The 15,952-nt window shown below is 74.4% G+C and carries 7 protein-coding genes; 2 read left to right on the forward strand and 5 right to left on the reverse strand.

Annotated elements, in window-relative coordinates; genetic code table 11:
• Nucleotides 1–35: 35 nt before the first annotated feature.
• Together ACZ67M_RS08595 and argB are read left to right on the forward strand one after the other, a co-directional pair.
• Complete coding sequence (locus ACZ67M_RS08595) at nt 36–683, forward strand: isochorismatase family protein (RefSeq protein WP_361358243.1); 648 nt, start codon at nt 36–38, stop codon at nt 681–683.
• A 123-nt stretch (nt 684–806) separates the two neighbouring features.
• Nucleotides 807–1,604: an acetylglutamate kinase gene (argB, locus tag ACZ67M_RS08600; protein WP_469850695.1), complete on the forward strand. Its 798-nt coding sequence runs from the start codon at nt 807–809 to the stop codon at nt 1,602–1,604.
• A gap of 113 nt (nt 1,605–1,717) precedes the next feature.
• Here the strand turns inward: argB and ACZ67M_RS08605 are convergent, their stop codons facing one another.
• The 5 genes from ACZ67M_RS08605 to ACZ67M_RS08625 all read right to left on the reverse strand — a co-directional run bounded on the left by ACZ67M_RS08605 (nt 1,718) and on the right by ACZ67M_RS08625 (nt 15,881).
• A complete protein-coding gene (locus ACZ67M_RS08605; RefSeq protein WP_469850139.1) occupies nt 1,718–2,251 on the reverse strand; it encodes a GNAT family N-acetyltransferase in 534 nt (177 codons plus the stop codon).
• 130 nt (nt 2,252–2,381) lie between these two features.
• Entirely contained in the window at nt 2,382–3,329 is a 948-nt protein-coding gene (locus ACZ67M_RS08610; RefSeq protein ID WP_392235902.1) for a methionyl-tRNA formyltransferase, read from the reverse strand.
• A 68-nt stretch (nt 3,330–3,397) separates the two neighbouring features.
• Nucleotides 3,398–4,429: a 3-deoxy-7-phosphoheptulonate synthase gene (locus ACZ67M_RS08615; RefSeq protein ID WP_467320837.1), complete on the reverse strand. Its 1,032-nt coding sequence runs from the start codon at nt 4,427–4,429 to the stop codon at nt 3,398–3,400.
• On the reverse strand, nt 4,429–5,847 hold the full coding sequence (locus ACZ67M_RS08620; protein ID WP_469850142.1) for an MDR family MFS transporter: 1,419 nt from the start codon (nt 5,845–5,847) through the stop codon (nt 4,429–4,431). The genes ACZ67M_RS08615 and ACZ67M_RS08620 overlap by 1 nt, the downstream gene beginning before the upstream one ends.
• A complete protein-coding gene (locus ACZ67M_RS08625) occupies nt 5,844–15,881 on the reverse strand; it encodes an amino acid adenylation domain-containing protein (RefSeq protein WP_469850144.1) in 10,038 nt (3,345 codons plus the stop codon). The genes ACZ67M_RS08620 and ACZ67M_RS08625 overlap by 4 nt, the downstream gene beginning before the upstream one ends.
• Nucleotides 15,882–15,952 lie beyond the last annotated feature (71 nt).

Here is a 15,952-nt window from a genome sequence, read left to right on the forward strand (position 1 = left end):
GGTGGGGCGTCTGCGCCGCCCGGGGAGGAGTCGTCATGGGCCCACCGGCCATCCGCTCCTACCCCATGCCGGGCCGCGCCGACGTCCCCCGCTCGCAGGCTTCTTGGGACATCGACCCCCGCCGCGCCGCGCTTCTGGTCCATGACATGCAGAACCACTTCGTGGCCCCCTTCACGCCCGGGCGCTCCCCCGTCGTGGAGCTGGTCGACAACATCGCGGTCCTGCGAGAACTCGCCTGGGCCCTCGGCATGCCGGTCGTCTTCAGCGCCGAACCGGCCGCCCGGCGACCCGGCCAACGCGGCCTCGTCGCCGACATCTGGGGACCCGGCGTAGGGGACGAACCCGACGCGGCCGCGATCATCCACCCGCTCACGCCCCGCCCGGGTGAGCATCTGCTCGCCAACGTGCGCCCCAACGCCTTCCTCCGCAGCCACCTCGGAAGACTGCTGCGCACGGAGGGGCGCGACCAGTTGATCGTCTGCGGGGTCTACGCCCACCACGGCGTCCTCCTGACGGCCACGGACGCCTTCATGAACGACATTCAGCCCTTCGTCGTCGCCGACGCCGTGGCGGATCTGTCCGCCGAAGAACACGCCATGGCCCTGCGATGGGCGGTCCGCACCGGCGTGGTGTGCACGACCGAGGCTCTGGTGCACGACCTCTCGCCGAACAGAACCCCCTGAATGGAGTGGCTCGTGAGTGTGACCGCTGCCCGTGGATCCCTCGCGAGCGGCCCGGCCGCCGGCCCGTTCCGGCCGGCGGAGGCCGGTGGCCGGACGGTCGTCGTCAAGTTCGGCGGCAACGCCATGGTGGATCCCGCCCTCCACCGGACGTTCGCCCAGGACGTGGTGGACCTGTGGCACACGGGCCTGCGCCCGGTCGTCGTACACGGCGGCGGACCTCAGATCAGCGCCATGCTGGCCCGCCTCGACCTGGAAGTCCGCTTCGAGGCGGGCCTGCGGGTGACCACGCCGGAGACCATGGACGTGGTCCGCATGGTGCTGACCGGCCAGGTGCAACGGGAACTCGTGGGCGCCCTCAACGCCCACGGCCCCTTCGCGGTGGGGATGTCGGGCGAGGACGCGCGGACCATGACGGCCGTCCGCCGGCCCGCGTGGGTGGACGGCCGGCCGGTGGACATCGGTCTCGTCGGAGAAGTCGTGGCCGTCGAACCGGGCGCCGTCGGCACGCTGCTCGATGAGGGCCGCATCCCGGTGATCTCACCCGTCGCGCGGGGAGTGGACGGGGAGGTCTACAACGTCAACGCCGATCTCGCGGCGTCCGCGCTGGCCGTGGCCCTCGGCGCGGAGCGGCTGGTGGTGCTGACCGACGTCGAGGGCCTGTACGCGGACTGGCCGCGCAGCACGCGGGTCGTCAGCCGCCTGACGGCCAATCAACTCGAAGCGCTGCTGCCGGATCTGGCGAGCGGCATGCTGCCGAAGATGGAGGGCTGCCTGCGGGCGGTCCGAGCCGGTGTCCGCAGCGCACGGGTCATCGACGGCCGGGTGCCGCACGCGGTGCTTCGCGGCCTCCTCGCCGCGGACGGACCGGGCACGACCGTGGTCCCGGACCCGGCGCCCGAGGCCGAGGACGACGTCGCGTGACCGGCGGCGACGGCCGCTGAGCCTGCCGGGCTCCGCCGGACCGGGCGCCACCCTCGTCCCCAACGGGCGCCGCGCGGCTGTCCCGCGGGCGCCCGCCCTTCGCCGCTCCCGCCTCACACGGCGCGGGCGAGGACGCGCGCCTCGCGCCGGGGGTCCAGGGACCGCGCCCAGGTTGGCGGCGCCTGATCCGGGCACACCGGTGCGAAGCCGTGCCGGAGGAAGAGCCGGCCGCTGCCCGTCGTCGCCGCGAACAGGGTCTGGAGCGAGCGGCTCCGCGCCCTCGCCAGCGCGGCGAGCAGGAGCCGGGCTCCCAAGCCGCCCCCCTGCCGGTGACCGGCGACGCAGAAGTTGTAGAGGACTCCGGCCGCGGGCCGGCCGGCTTCCGGGTCGGCGCGGTGGACGCTCAGCCCGACGCATCCTTCGAGGGTTCCGTCGGGGGCCTCGACGACGAGGAAGTCGGGCGCGTGGGAGACGTACTGGGCCGGCGGGCGCTCGCGCAGTGCGCCCGAGCGCGCGAACGGGCGGGAGAGCGCGGCGAGCGCGGTGGCGTCGTCGGACCGTGCGGGCCGAACGGACGGCGCACCGGGGGCGGGTGGGCACTGGGCCCCGGGCTGCGCTGTCGCGGGGCGCGGCGTGGCGGTGATCAAGGGGTTCCTCTCCCCGCTCGGGAACAAGGTGGCGCAGACCACCGCTGAGGTCGACGCACGGCTCGGACGGCCCGGGGCCGGGATACCGGCGTGCGGTGAACTCGCCCCCGGGCCGTCCGCGGCCGTCGGCTCAGGGCCTGTCGGTGAGGTAGCCGCCCATCCTGGTGAAGTACTCGGCCGCGGGCAGCTCCCGGCCGTCCTCGGTGCGTACCCGGGTCACGGCGAGACCGTGGTTGCGGCCGGTGCGGGCGTCGGCACCCGCGACGATCACCACCCCCTCGCCCTCCCGGTAGAAGATGCGGCCGGGCGTGCCGCCGTAACGGTTCTCCGAGACCACCGCGGAGAGGATCTCCAGCCGGCTGCCCTTGTGGTAGGTGAAGGCGGCCGGGTAGGGCGCGGACTGTGCCCGGACGAGCCGCTGGAGGTCCTCGGCCGGCCACCCCCAGTCGATCCGGATGTCCTCCTCGGCCCGCTTGTGGAAGAAGGTGGCCTGCGACCGGTCCTGCGCGGTGAATTCGGTCTGACCGGAGGCGATCAGGTCCAGGGAGCCTATGGTGACCGGGGCGATGAGGTCGACGGTCTTGTGGAACAGGTCGGTCGCCGTGTCCTCGGGCCCCACCGGTACCGAGCGCTGGAGGACGATGTCCCCGGCGTCGAGCACCTCGTCCATCAGGTGGCCGGTGACTCCGACCTCCGGCTCCCCGTTGATGAGGGCCCAGATGATCGGGGAGAAGCCGGCGTACTTCGGCAGCAGCGAGTCGTGGACGTTGAGGGTGCCGTGGCGGGGCAGGTTGTAGATGCGCGGCGGGATCCAGGTGCGCCAGTTGTTGGCGACGATGATGTCCGGGTCGGCGTCCTTGAGGAGCTGGAAGAGCTCCTCGTCGTCGGGCCGGTTGCGGATGATCACCGGCACGCCGTGCTCGGCGGCGAGGTCGGCGACGGAGTCGCTCCAGATCTTCTCGTAGGCGTGCTCGCTCTTCGGGTGCGTCACCACGGTCACCACGTCGTGCGAGGAGTCGAGCAGTGCCCGCAGAGTGCGATGACCCCATGTCTGGTAACCGAACATGACGACGCGCATGAGGATTCCTCCTTGAACTTGGAACTGTTGCTATGTGTGAGGGGACGTGAAAGGGGCTCGGGGCCGCCCTACGCGGGGACCGCCGCCCGGGCCCGTCTGCGGTGCCGGGAGGCCACGGCCAGGGCGTCGAGCAGCGGCTCCGTACGCTCCCAGCCGAGGCAGGCGTCGGTGACGCTCAGGTCGGGCCGCAGTGGCTGTGCCGTGAGGTTCTGCCGGCCGTCGGCGAGATAGGACTCGATCATCACACCGGTGAGGGCCTGCTCGCCTTCGCCGATCCGCCGGGCCAGGTCGGCGACGACCTCCGCCTGGCGGTTGTGGTCCTTGGCGCTGTTGCCGTGGGAGGCGTCCACGACGACCGACGGCCTCAGGCCGGCGGCCGCCAGCAGGCCGGCGGCCCGCTCCACCTCGTCGGCGCCGTAGTTGGGGACCGGCCCGCCGCGCAGCACCACGTGCGGGTGGGAGTTTCCGACGGTGTGGGTGAGGGTGAGCCGCCCCTGCGGGGAGAGCATGGGGAGGGCGTGCGGATGGGCGGCGACCTGTGCGGCGGCGACGGCCGGACCCAGATCGCCGGAGACGCAGTTCTTCATGCCGACGGGCATGGGCAGCCACGAGGCCAGGTGCCGGTGCGGCTGGCTGGCGACCGTACGGGCCCCGATGGCGGCCCAGGAGACCGTGTCCGCCACGTACGGGGCGAGCAGCGGGTCGACGAACTCGTAGGCGAGCGGCAGCCCCCGCCCGGCGGCCTCGACCAGGAAGGTGCGTCCGGCGCGCAGTCCGGCGGCCAGGTCGCTCTTGCCGTCTAGGGCGGGCGAGTCGAGCAGGCCCTTCCAGCCCAGCGCGGTGCGGGGCTTCTCGAGGTAGGCGCGGAGGACGACGACCAGGTCGTCGGCGAGCCGGCGGGCGGCCCCGCCGAGCAGGTCCGCGTAGTCCAGGGCCGCCTCGGTGTCGTGGACCGAGCAGGGTCCGACGACCACGAGCAGTCGGGGGTCCTTGCCGTCGAGCACCGCGGCGACGGTGTCGCGGTGGGCCGCGACGGCCTGTGCCGTGGCGGGGGCGAGAGGGACGGCCGAGTGCAGTTCGGCCGGGACGGGCAGCAGCATCACGCACTCCTGTCGACGGGGGTCCTGGGCAGCCTGGTGGTCCCCGCCGCCGCGAGCAGCGCGAGCCCCACCACCCACCAGAAGGTGTCGGAGAACGCCGCGGGAATGTCCTGCCGGGCGTCGAGCCGGCTCTGCAGGATCACGGCGAGGGCGGCGGTGCCGAGGGAACCACCGACGGTGTTGAGCAGGTTGAGCGCTCCGGAGGCGCGGGCTAGGTGGGAGGGCTCGATACGGGTGTAGACGATGTTCATCAACGGCGCGCCGATCATGGCCATGCCGAAGCCGCGTACCGCCAGCGCCGCGACCATGACGGCGTCCGGCAGGCCGCCGTCGAGTTGGGTGAACGGGACGGTTCCGGCGAGGACGAGACCGACGCCGGTGACGACCAGGGCCCGGGGGGACACCACGTTGATGGTCCGGTTGACCAGTACCGAGCCGGCCGCCGCGCCCACCCCTTGCGGAGCCAGCAGCAGACCTGCCTCCCAGGCCGAGAGTCCTTCGCCGGTCTGCAGATAGAGGGGCAGCAGGAAGGCCGTGCCGAACACCGAGGCGCCGAGCACGAGCAGGGCGAGCGCCGCCGGGCCGAAGGGCGGCCGGGCGAAGAGCCGGGGGTCGATCAGCGGGGTGCCGCGGGTCCGCAGCCCGTGCACGGCGAACGCGGCCAGCATCAGCAGCCCGGCTCCCACGCCGAGGAAGCCCGGGAGCCGGCGCCCTTCGGAGACCTCGGTCAGCCCGTAGACGAGGACCGCGAGGCCCGGCGACAGCAGCAGCGCCCCCCGTACGTCGAACGCCGTGCCCTTGGCCGCGGGCGGCACCACCGGGACGTACCGCCGGGCGAGCAGCACGGCGACCGCGCCGATCGGCAGGTTGACCAGGAACAGCCACTGCCAGGAGGCAACTCCCAGCAGTGCGCCGCCGGCCAGGGGGCCGAGCACCGGGGAGAGCAGGGGCACGACCGCCACCACGCTGATCACCTTGCCGGTGCGGGTCGGCCCTGCGATACGGGCCAGCAGTGCCTGCCCGGTCGGCGGCAGCACTCCCCCGCCGAGGCCCTGGATCACCCGGAAGACGATCAGACTGGTCGCCGACCAGGCCAGGGCGCACAGTGCCGAGCCGATCAGGAACACCGCGACGGCGGCCAGCCAGACCCGCCGGCCGCCGAAGCGGTCGGCGAGCCAGCCGGAGGCGGGCACCGCTGTGACGACGGCCAGCAGGTAGGCGCTGCTGACCCACTGGATCTCGCCGACGGAGGCGTCGAACTCCCGGGTCAGGGTGTCGATGCCGACACTGACGATGGTGGCGTCCAGGGACGCCATGAAGGTGCCGAGCACCAGGATGAAGGCGATGCGCAGCAGTCCCTTGTCCACCCGGTCCGGTGGGGCCTGTGCGGGCTCGGCCCGTGCGGGCGGCTCGCTCATCGGCTCCCCAGGAGGGTGCGCACGTCGTCCTCGAGGTGGTCGCCCAGCCGGCGCAGCAGCGTCAGCAGTTCCTCGGCGAGCCCCTCGGCGTCCACCCCGGCGCGGTGGGCGAGCACGCAGGTCCAGCCGTCGCCCTCGGGCATCACGGTGAGGGTGACCGGGTGGTGGGTGGCCTCGCGGAACCGGGTGCCGACGAGGGTGAGCCCGGGGGCGGGTTCGCGCAGCTTGTCGCGGTCGACCGGGTAGTTCTCGAAGACGACCATGCTGTCGAAGAGCCGCTGCCCGCCGGTCAGCCGCTCCAAGTCGCACAGGTCGACGTGATGGTGCTCCAGCAGCGCGCGCTGTCCGTTCTGCAGGGCGGTCAGCGTCTCGGCGAGGGTGCCGCTCAACCGGGCCCGCACGGGCACCGTGTTGGCCAGCAGCCCGATGATCTCCTCGACGCCCTCCAGCTCCGGCGGGCGACAGGCGACCATGGCGCCGAAGCAGACGTCCGCCCGCCCGGCGCGGCGCGCGAGGAGGATCGACCAGGCGCCCTGCACCAGGGTGTTGCGGGTCAGTCCGCGCTCGGCGGCGATGCCGCTCAGCTCGGCCACCAGGGCGGCGTCGACCGTGACCACCGCGGGTTCCTGCCAGGCGGGGCCCGGCTCTCCGGCGCCGAAGTGGTCCCCCTCTGGCAGGTCCGCCAGTTCATCCGCCCAGGCCGTGAGGGAGGGCGGGTTCGCCGCGCGCCAGTCCAGGTAGCGCGAGAACGGCACGGGCTCCGGCAGGTCCGCCTTCCCGCCCCGCACCCGGGCGGTGTAGAGGGAGAACAGTTCGGTGAGGATCCGCGGGGCCGACCAGCCGTCGGAGAGTACGTGATGGGTGGTCAGGACCAGGTCGAAGCGTTCCGCGTGGTGCCGGATCACGGTCAGCCGGAAGAGCGGCCCGGCGCCGAGGTCGAAGGTCTCGGCCAGGTCGGCGGCGAGGACCTCCTCGGCCGGGCCGTCGGACACCCGGAAGTCCGGTCGCGCGGACCGCGGTACGAGCCCGAGAGCGCCGGGGAACACGGCCCCCAGGTTGGGGTGCCGGGCCAGCAGGTCCGCGCCGGCCTCCCGCAGGGCGTCCGCGTCGAGCGGTCCGGCGAGGGAGAAGCAGGACTGCACCGTGTACGGGTCGGGGTGTTCGGTGCGCGAGTGCCGCAGCATGACCGACTGCAACGGGGCGAGCGACTGCGCCTCGGCGACCGGACGGCCGTCGCCGAGCCGGACCAGTTCCCCGGACGCCGCCGCCGTCTCCAGCAGGGCGGTGCGCAGATGTCCGGCCAGTTCCTCGATCTCGGGCTCCGTGAACAGCTCGCCCGGCCAGGTCAGGCGGATGCCGAGGCGGTCGTCCCGTACCAGCGCGTTGATCATCAGGGCGTGCGGCAGCGGGAGTTCGGGCGTGCCGCCGGAGCCCAGGGGGTCCGCGTCCGGCGGGGACTGCCAGGGGGTCTCCTCCGAGGGCGCGGCGGCGTAGCGGCCCAGGTAGTTCCAGGCGATCTCGGGCCCGACCGGGTCCAGCAGTCCGGCCGTGGTGAGGATGCCGTGGCCGAGTCCGTCGCCCTGGGCGCGCAGCCGCTCCGCCACCTGAGCCGGGTCCTCCTCCGCGTCGAGCAGTACGGGGTGCACGGCGGTGAACCACCCCACGGTCTGGGACAGGTCCACGTGGCTGGGGCGGCCGTGGCTCTCCAGGGCGACCAGCAGGCGCGGGTCGCCGCGCCAGGCGCGTACCGCCCGGGCGAGGGCCGAGAGCAGTCCCGCGTCCGGGGTGGCGCGCAGGGCGGCGGGCAGGGTGGTGACCAGTGCCCGGGTGGCGTCGGCGTCCAGCCGGATCTCGTGGTGGACGGCGGTGGCCACGGTGTCCCGGGCGGGGTCGAGCGGCCGGGCCGCGATCGGCGGGGTGGGCGTCGTCCGCCGCCAGTGCGGGAGTTCGGACCGCCGGTCGGCCTCCCGCAGGGAACGCGCCCAGGCGAGGAAGGACATCCCGTGCCGGACCAGCTCCCCGCCCTCGTAGGCGTGCCGCACGTCGTCGAGCAGGACGCGCCAGGAGACGCCGTCCACCAGGAGGTGGTGGGCGATCAGGACGAGCCTGCCGGGCACCGAGGGCCCGGCGTCCACCCACAGGGCGCGCAGCAGCGGCCCGGTGGCGGGTGCCATCCCGGCGCGGGCGGTGGCGATCCGGGCGTCGATCAGTTCGCGCAGTTCTCCGGCGGAGAGGTCTCCGGCGACCGGTACCCGGAGCAGCACCTCGGCCGCCGTGACCGTGCCCGCCGGGGGGATGCGCAGCGCGTCCTGGGCCAGGTGGGCGCGGAGGACGTCGTGCCGGGCCAGCACGGCGTCGAGCGCCCCGCGCCAGCGTTCCTCGTCGCCGCCGGCGGGGACGGCGACCTCCACCCACTGGCAGAAGCCGTCGGCGGCGTCGCCCGCGCGGCGCAGCAGGTCCCGCATGACCGCGGTGAGCGGGGCGTCGCCCACCGCCGGTGCCTCGGCCTCCTCCAGGGCGCGGGCGCGGGCGGCGATCCCCGCGACCGTCGCTCCCTCGAAGACGTCGCGGGCGCGCAGCCCGAGTCCCTTGCGGCGGGCCCGGGAGACCACCTGGAGGGAGACGATGCTGTCGCCGCCGAGGGCGAAGAAGTCGTCCTCGGGGCCGATCTCCTCGTTGCCGAGGAGGTCCCGGACCACGCCGAGCAGGACGGCCTCGGCCGGGTTCGCGGCATCACGGCGCCGGCTCGCGGCGGTCTCCGGGGCCGGCAGGGCGGCGGCGTCCAGCTTGCCGCTGGGGCTCAGGGGCAGCGCGTCGATCACCACGAGGGCGGTCGGGACCATGTGGTCCGGCAGTCGCGCGGCGAGGTGGGAGCGGATCTCCGTGGTGTCGGGGGTGGTGCCGTCGGCGGGGATGAGGTAGCCGACGAGCCTGCCCTCGCGCATGATCACGGCGCCCGCGCGGACCGCCGGATGGCGGGTCAGGGCGGATTCGATCTCACCGAGTTCGACGCGGAACCCGCGGATCTTGACCTGGTGGTCGGCCCGGCCGAGGAACACGAGCTGCCCGTCCGGACGCCACCGCACCAGGTCACCTGTGCGGTACATCCGCTCCCCGGGCGGGCCGAACGGGTCGGCCACGAAGGCGGCGGCGGTCAGTCCGGGCCGTCCGAGGTAGCCGCGGGCCAGGCTGGGGCCGGCCAGATACAGCTCTCCGGTGGTCCCGGTGCCCACCGGGTGGAGCCCCCGGTCCAGCACGTAGGCGCGGACGTTCGGGTCGGGCCGGCCGATCGGCAGCGGTCCGGCGTCGTCCGGATCGTACTGCCAGGTCACGGAGTTGATGGTGACCTCGGTGGGGCCGTAGGCGTTGAAGAGGGCCCGCCTGCCCGTGCCCCAGCGGCGCGCGAGTTCGGGGTCGAGCCGTTCGGCGCCGACGACGAAGAACACGTCGGGGTCCACGGTGCGGTCGTCGGGCATCGCCGCCAGGAAGGACGGCAGGAGGTTCACCCCGGTCACCCGGTGCTCGACGATGTAGTCGAGGAGTTCGTCGCCCGGTACGCGCACCTCCTCGGGGGCGATCACCGAGGTACCGCCGGACAGCAGGGGAACCATGGTCTGCCAGAACGCCACGTCGAAGCCGGTGGAGGCGAAGTGCAGGTAGCGGTCGTGCTCGGTGATCCCGACGACCTCCTCCTGCAACGCGATCAGATCGGGCACCCCCCGGTGGGTGACCCCGACACCCTTGGGGCGCCCGGTGGTTCCGGAGGTGTAGATGACGTACGCCAGGGCGTCCTCGGTCAGCCCGGCGCGGGCCTCGGCGGGGTCGGTGTCCGGCATTCCGTCGAGGGTGGACGGGTCGTCGAGCCGCAGTACGGGGATGTCGCGCGCGGTGGGCAGTTCGGCCCCGGTGGTGACGGCGGCGGCGGGGGCGAGGTCGTCCAGCATGTACGCCAGGCGGTCCTCGGGGTAGCTCGCGTCCATCGGCACGTAGACCGCTCCGGCCTTGGCCACGCCGAACAGGGCGACGGTCATCTCGACGTCCCGGCCGAGGAAGACCGCGACCGGGTCCTGCGGCCGTACGCCGCGCCGCAGCAGCGCGTGCGCGAGCCGGTTCGCCCGCCGGTCGAGTTCGTCGTACGAGAGGCTGCGGTCGCGGCAGACCAGGGCCTCGGCGTCCGGCTTGCGGCGCACCCAGGAGGCGAAGACGTCGAGCCAGGGGCCGTACGCGCGGGCGGGGACGGTCTCGGTGCCGGTGCGCAGCATCCGCTGCCGCTCTTCCGGTTCGAGCACGGGCAGGGCGAGCGCGGGCCGCTCGGGGTCGCCGGTGATCTCCCGCAGCAGGTGGTGCAGCCAGCGGCCGATGTCGGCGACCCGGGACTCGGTGAAGGCGCCGGGCTGGTAGCCGAGACCGACGGTGATCGCGTCGTCGTCGGGGAGCACGATCACGGTGAGCGGGTAGTGCGTGGCGTCGGTGATGTCCACCGCGGCCAGGTCGAGCCCGGGGGCGAAGGGGGTGCGCTTCCGGCCGGCGAGCGGGAAGTTCTCCATCACCAGCATGGTGTCGAAGAGTTCACCGACGCCGGCGAGGCGCTGGATCCCGGGCAGGCCGACGTAGTGGTGCTCCGCGAGTCGGACGCTCTCGGCGTGCACCTCGGCGAGGAGGTCGCGGGTGCTCTGGTCCTGGTGGTGGCGTACCCGGACCGGGATGGTGGTGCCGAGCTGCCCGATCATGGACTCCACGGCGCCGACCTCGGCGGGCCGGCCGGACACCGGGCAGCCGAAGACGACGTCGCTGCGGCCGGTGAGCCTGCCGAGGAGCAGGCCCCAGGCGGTCTGGAAGACCGTGGTGAGGGTGACGCCCTGTTCCCGGGCGAAGGCGCGCAGCCGCTCGCTGAACTCCGCGCCGAGTCCGACGGAGATCCGTCCGGGCCGCTCCACCGCGCCGCCGGCCGTGGCGGGGGCGAGGCGGGTGGCCCCGTCGACGCCGGCCAGCGCCTGGCGCCAGGCGTCCTCGGAGGCTCCGCGGTCCCGGGCGACCAGCCAGCGGTAGTACTCGGTCGGGTCGGCGGCCGGGGGCACGGCGTCCCCGCCGCCCAGTTCGGCGTAGATGCCGAGCAGCGCCCGGCCGACCAGCGGCATGGACCAGCCGTCCAGCAGCGCGTGGTGGTTGGTGATGGCGAGCTTGTGCACGTCCGGGGCGACCCGGGACAGCAGGAAGCGGATCAGCGGCGGCGTCGACGGGTCGAAGGGCCGCGCCAGTTCCTCGCGGGCGGCGGTGTCGAAGTCGTCGTCCTGCCGCCAGTCCACCGCGACCTCCGCCGGGACCACCTGCACGACCTCGTCCCCCGCGGAGGCGAGGTGGACGCGGAGCGAGGGGTGGCGGCGCAGCAGTTCCCGCGCCGCCTCGGCCATGCGCGCGGGGTCCAGGGCGCCTTCGAGGGTGGTGACGGCCTGGACGACGTACACGTCCGTGTCGTCCTCGTCGCGGACCAGGGTGTGGAAGGAGAGGCCGACCTGCAACGGGGTGGCGGGCCAGACGTCCGCCAGGCGGCCCCGGCGTTCCAGGGTGGCGATGGTGTCCTGGTCCAGGGTGACGAGAGGCAGGTCGGAGGGGGTGAGTCCGCCGGTGGCGTGGAGCGCGTGCTCGGCGAGGACGTCGAGGGCCCGGTCCCATGCCTGTTGCAGGGCGGCCAGTGCCTCGGTGTCGAGGACTCCGGTGGCGGCGGTCCACTCGACGGCCAGCCGGGGCTCGCCCTCCTCGTGGACGAAGCAGTTGAGGGCCAGCACCTGCTCCAGTGCCTTGGCACCGGGTTCGATCACGGAGAAGGCTTCCCGTTCCGGCAGCCGCCAGCCGTCACCGGCCGGGGCGGCGAAGCGGCCCAGGTAGTTCAGGAGTACGTCGGGGGCCGGGACGGCGGACAGGGCGGCGCCAGCCGGGTCCAGGTAGCGCAGCACGCCGTAGCCGAGGCCGTTGCCGGGGACACCGCGCTTGGCCTCCTTGGCCGCGCGCAGGACGTCCGCGGGTCCGCCGGACGCGGGCACCCGCACGGGGTGTTCGCCGGTGAACCAGCCCACGGTGCGGGAGAGGTCGAGGTCCTCCCGGCCGTGGCCCTCCAGGGTGACGGTCACGGTGTCGCCACCGCCGGTCTCGTCCGGGCCCGCCGAGGGCCCGGACTCCCGCAGCGCGAGCGTCAGCGCCGCGAGCAGCACTTCGTCCACACCCGCCCGGTAGGCCGCGGGCAGCGTGGTCAGCAGGGCCTCGGTGACGGCCGGGGACGCCATCGTGACCGTACGGTGGGCCGTGGAGACGGTGTCGCGTGCCGGGTCCAGCGGCCGTGCGCCCAGCCGGGTCGCGGAGTCCAGGACGGACTGCCAGTGGTCCAGCTCCTGACGGCACGCCCCGGTCCGGCCCCGCTCCGCGAGGAGCTGGGCGTGCCGGCGCCAGGAGGCACCGACGGGCTCCAGTCCGCCGCCGGTGCAGGCCGCCTGGAGGTCGGGGACGAGGATCCGCCAGGACACGCCGTCCATGGCGAGGTGGTGCACGACGACGACCAGTTCGTCGGGCTCACCGGCCGCGGTACGGATCAGGGCGGCACGCAGCAGGTCGCCGTGGCGGGGGGCGAGTTCGCCCGCGAGGCGCTCCGCCACCGCCGCGGCGTCCTCACCGTGCGCCTCGGTGGCCGATGCGCGGACCGTGCCCCGCGGCAGCACCTCGGTGCCGGACGCGCCGACGGACAGGCGCAGCGCGTCGTGCCGGTCGAGGACGGTCCGTACGCCGGCGAGGAGGTCGTCGAGGGTGAGTTCGCCGACGCGCAGGGCGGTCCACTGCGCGTAGCCCGCGACCACGTCCACATCGGGGTGGGGGTCGAGGAGTTGCCGGACGATGGGCGGGGCGGTGACCGGCCCGCTGGGCTCGTCGGCGGGTTCGTCTGCGGGCTTCGCCTCGGTGGCGGAGGCCGCCAGGGCGGCGAAGGTGCGGCGGGCCAGCAGGTCGCGGGGGCGCAGTTCGAGACCCGCGCGCCGCAGCCGGCTGCTGACGGTGATCGCGGTGATGCTGTCGCCGCCGAGCGAGAAGAAGTCGTCGTCGACTCCCACCTGCTCCATTTCGAGGACCTCGGCGAGCACGCCGCACAGCAGCCGCTCGCGTTCGGTGTGGGGCTCCCGGCCGCGGCCCGCCGCGGCGGGGGCGGGCAGGGCGGCGCGGTCGAGCTTGCCGTTGGGGGTGAGGGGCAGGGTGCCGAGTACCACCACGGCCGCCGGCACCAGGTGCTCGGGCAGCCGTTCGGACAGGGCGGCCCGGATCCCGTCGGGGGTGACGGTGGTGGTGCCGGTGGCGGGCACGACGTACCCGACCAGCCGGGCGGCCCGTACGTCCGCGGCGGCCGCGGTGACGCCCGGCAGGGCGGCCAGCGCCGACTCGACCTCGCCGAGTTCCACCCGGTGGCCGCGCACCTTCACCTGGCCGTCGGCGCGGCCGAGGTAGTCCAGTCCGCGTCCGGGGACCCAGCGGGCCTGGTCACCGGTGCGGTACATGCGGGAGCCGGGCGGGCCGTAGGGATCGGCCACGAACCGTTCGGCGGTGGTTTCGGGCATGCCGAGGTAGCCCCGGGCCAGGTGGGGGCCCGCCAGGTACAGCTCGCCGACGGCGCCGTCGGGCACCGGTTGCAGGGCGTGGTCGAGTACGTGGACGCGGGTGCCCGCGAGGGGGTGGCCGATGGTCGGCTCGGCGCCGGTCAGGAGCGCGGTGGTGCTGTCGACGGTGGCCTCGGTGGGCCCGTACATGTTGCGGGCGGTGACCCCGGCGGCGGTGATCCGCTGCCAGAGCGCGGCCGGGGTGGCCTCGCCGCCGAGTACGAGCAGCGTCGGTCCGAGGTCCAGCAGCCCTCCGTCGATCAGCGGCACGGCCATCGAGGGCGTGGTGTCGACGACGTCGATGCCGTCGCGCGTGAAGGCGGCGAGGAGTAGTTCGGCGTCGCGGGCGGTCTCGGCGTCGTAGACGTGGAGTTCGTGTCCGCACAGCAGCCAGACGAGGTGGTCGAGGGCGGAGTCGAAGGCGAAGGAGTAGGTGTGGGCGACCCGCAGGGGGCGGCCGGCGGAGCGTTCCGCCTCCGCGACGACGGTGGACCGCTGGTGGTGCAGCAGGGAGGCGAGACCGCCGGCCCGTCCGAGCACACCCTTCGGGCGGCCGGAGGAGCCGGAGGTGTGGATCACGTAGGCCAGCTGCTCCGGGTGGCGCGGGGCGGCGAGTTCGGCGGGCGCCAGCGGCTCGGCGGAGAGTCCCTCCGCCTCGTCGAGCAGGGTCTTCCAGTCGGTCCCGTCGACGCCCTCGATCGCGCCGGCCGCGCCGGAGGTCACCACGAGCGTGGGACGGGCGTCGGCGACCAGGGCGCGCAGTCGCTCCGGCGGGTACGCGGTGTCCAGGGGCAGGAAGGCCGCGCCCGCGTCGGCCACCGCGAGCAGGGCGGTCACCATCTCGGCGGAGCGGGGCAGGGCCAGTGCCACCACGTCCTCGGCACCGATGGCGCGGGCGCGCAGCGCGCGGGCCAGCCGGTGCACCCGGCCCGCCAGTTCACCGGCGGACCAGCGTTCCTCCCCGCACACCAGGGCGGTGCGCCCCGGACCGGCGGCGGCCACGGCATCGAGGGCCTCGGGTACGGACAGGTGCTCACCGGGCAGCGCCGGCGGTGCCCATTCGGCGGGGGGTCCGTCGGGGTTCAGGGAGACGCGGCCCACGGGGTGCCCGTCGAGCAGGCCCGTCAGCAGGGCGCGCAGGGCGGCCAGTCTGCCGTCCACGGTGGCCCGGTCGTTGTCACGGGCGTCCACCTCGAAGCCGAGGAGCAGGCCGCCCGACGGGGTGGGCAGCACCGACAGTCCCAGGTCCTCGGGCGGTCCACCGGCCACGTTGCGCATCACCGCGCGGGCACCGGCGAAGTCCAGCGCCAGGTCGAATGCCTTGAGGTTGATCCCTCGGCCGTGCAGCAGCGCGCCGGCGCCGGGGACCGCGAGGTCGCGCGGCAGGTCCTCGCCGCGGTAGCGCTGGTGCCTGCGCATCTCGCGCAGGGTCGAGGCGACGCGCCGGGTCAGCGCGGCCAGTCCGTCCTCGGGGTGGACGCGGGTACGCAGCGGCAGCACGTTGACCGCCATCGCGGGGGTGCGCAGTTCCACCGCGGCCCTGCGGCACATCAGCGGCAGTGCGAAGACGACCTCGTCGTCGCCCAGCACGCGGTGCAGGAAGGCGGCGTAGCAGGCGATCATCGCCTCGCCCCAGGTGACGTTCTCCGCCTTGGCGAAGGCGTGCAGCCGCGCCACGTCCTCGGGGCCGAGTTCGGTCCGGACGAGCAGCGAGCGACCGGAGGGCGCGGCGGGCGCCGGCTCCTCGCCGAGCCCGGGCAACGGGGTGAAACGGTCCACCCAGTACGCCCGGTCCTCGGCGGCGCGGGCGCTGTCCCGGTACTCCTGGTCGACCTCGACCAGGGCCTCCATGGTGCCGAAGTTGCAGGCGGAGGGTTCGGTCCCGCCGACCAGGGCGGTGTAGTGGGCGGCGGTGCGGCGGGCCATCATGGCGCCGCTGTAACCGTCGAAGACCAGGTGGTGGCCGAGCTGGGTGTACCAGACCTCGCGGTCCGACAACCGGATGACGACCGGCGCGTAGAGGGGACGGTCCACCATGAGGCGGCAGCTCTCGGCGGCCCGGCTCCGTTCGGCCTCGACGAATGCCTCCGCGGCGGCGGCCGGGTCCGGCCGGTCGCTGAGGTCGATGACGCGGGGCGTCTGAACCGGCTCCTCGCTGACGGCCTGGCGGGGCCCGTCGGCGGTGTCGTACACGCGCAGCCGCAGGCTCTCGGCCTCCTCGGTGGTGGCGCGGACGGCCTCTGCCACCGCCTGGGCGTCCACCGGTTCCCGGCCCGCTATCTCCACCACGTCCCCGACCAGGTAGTACGGGGAGTCGGGCTCCAGGCGCTGGGCGTTCCAGATTCCCCGCTGGGCGCCGGTCAGGGGAAGCAGCCGGCGCGAGGGGACGCGTGGGGTGGTCAACTCACTCTCCTTGCAAGGTGGGGACGACCGTCGGAGTACCGGACACCGGGTCGGGGAGGGGAAGGGCGGGG

It is taken from the genome of Streptomyces sp. NPDC107500, assembly GCF_055582785.1.

Excerpts from the sequence above, each read along its gene's own strand:
- ACZ67M_RS08595 (WP_361358243.1), top strand. The coding sequence starts at position 36 with ATGGGCCCACCGGCCATCCGCTCCTACCCCATGCCGGGCCGCGCCGAC.
- ACZ67M_RS08610 (WP_392235902.1), bottom strand. The coding sequence starts at position 3,329 with ATGCGCGTCGTCATGTTCGGTTACCAGACATGGGGTCATCGCACTCTG.
- argB (WP_469850695.1), top strand. The coding sequence starts at position 807 with ATGGTGGATCCCGCCCTCCACCGGACGTTCGCCCAGGACGTGGTGGAC.
- ACZ67M_RS08615 (WP_467320837.1), bottom strand. The coding sequence starts at position 4,429 with ATGCTGCTGCCCGTCCCGGCCGAACTGCACTCGGCCGTCCCTCTCGCC.
- ACZ67M_RS08620 (WP_469850142.1), bottom strand. The coding sequence starts at position 5,847 with ATGAGCGAGCCGCCCGCACGGGCCGAGCCCGCACAGGCCCCACCGGAC.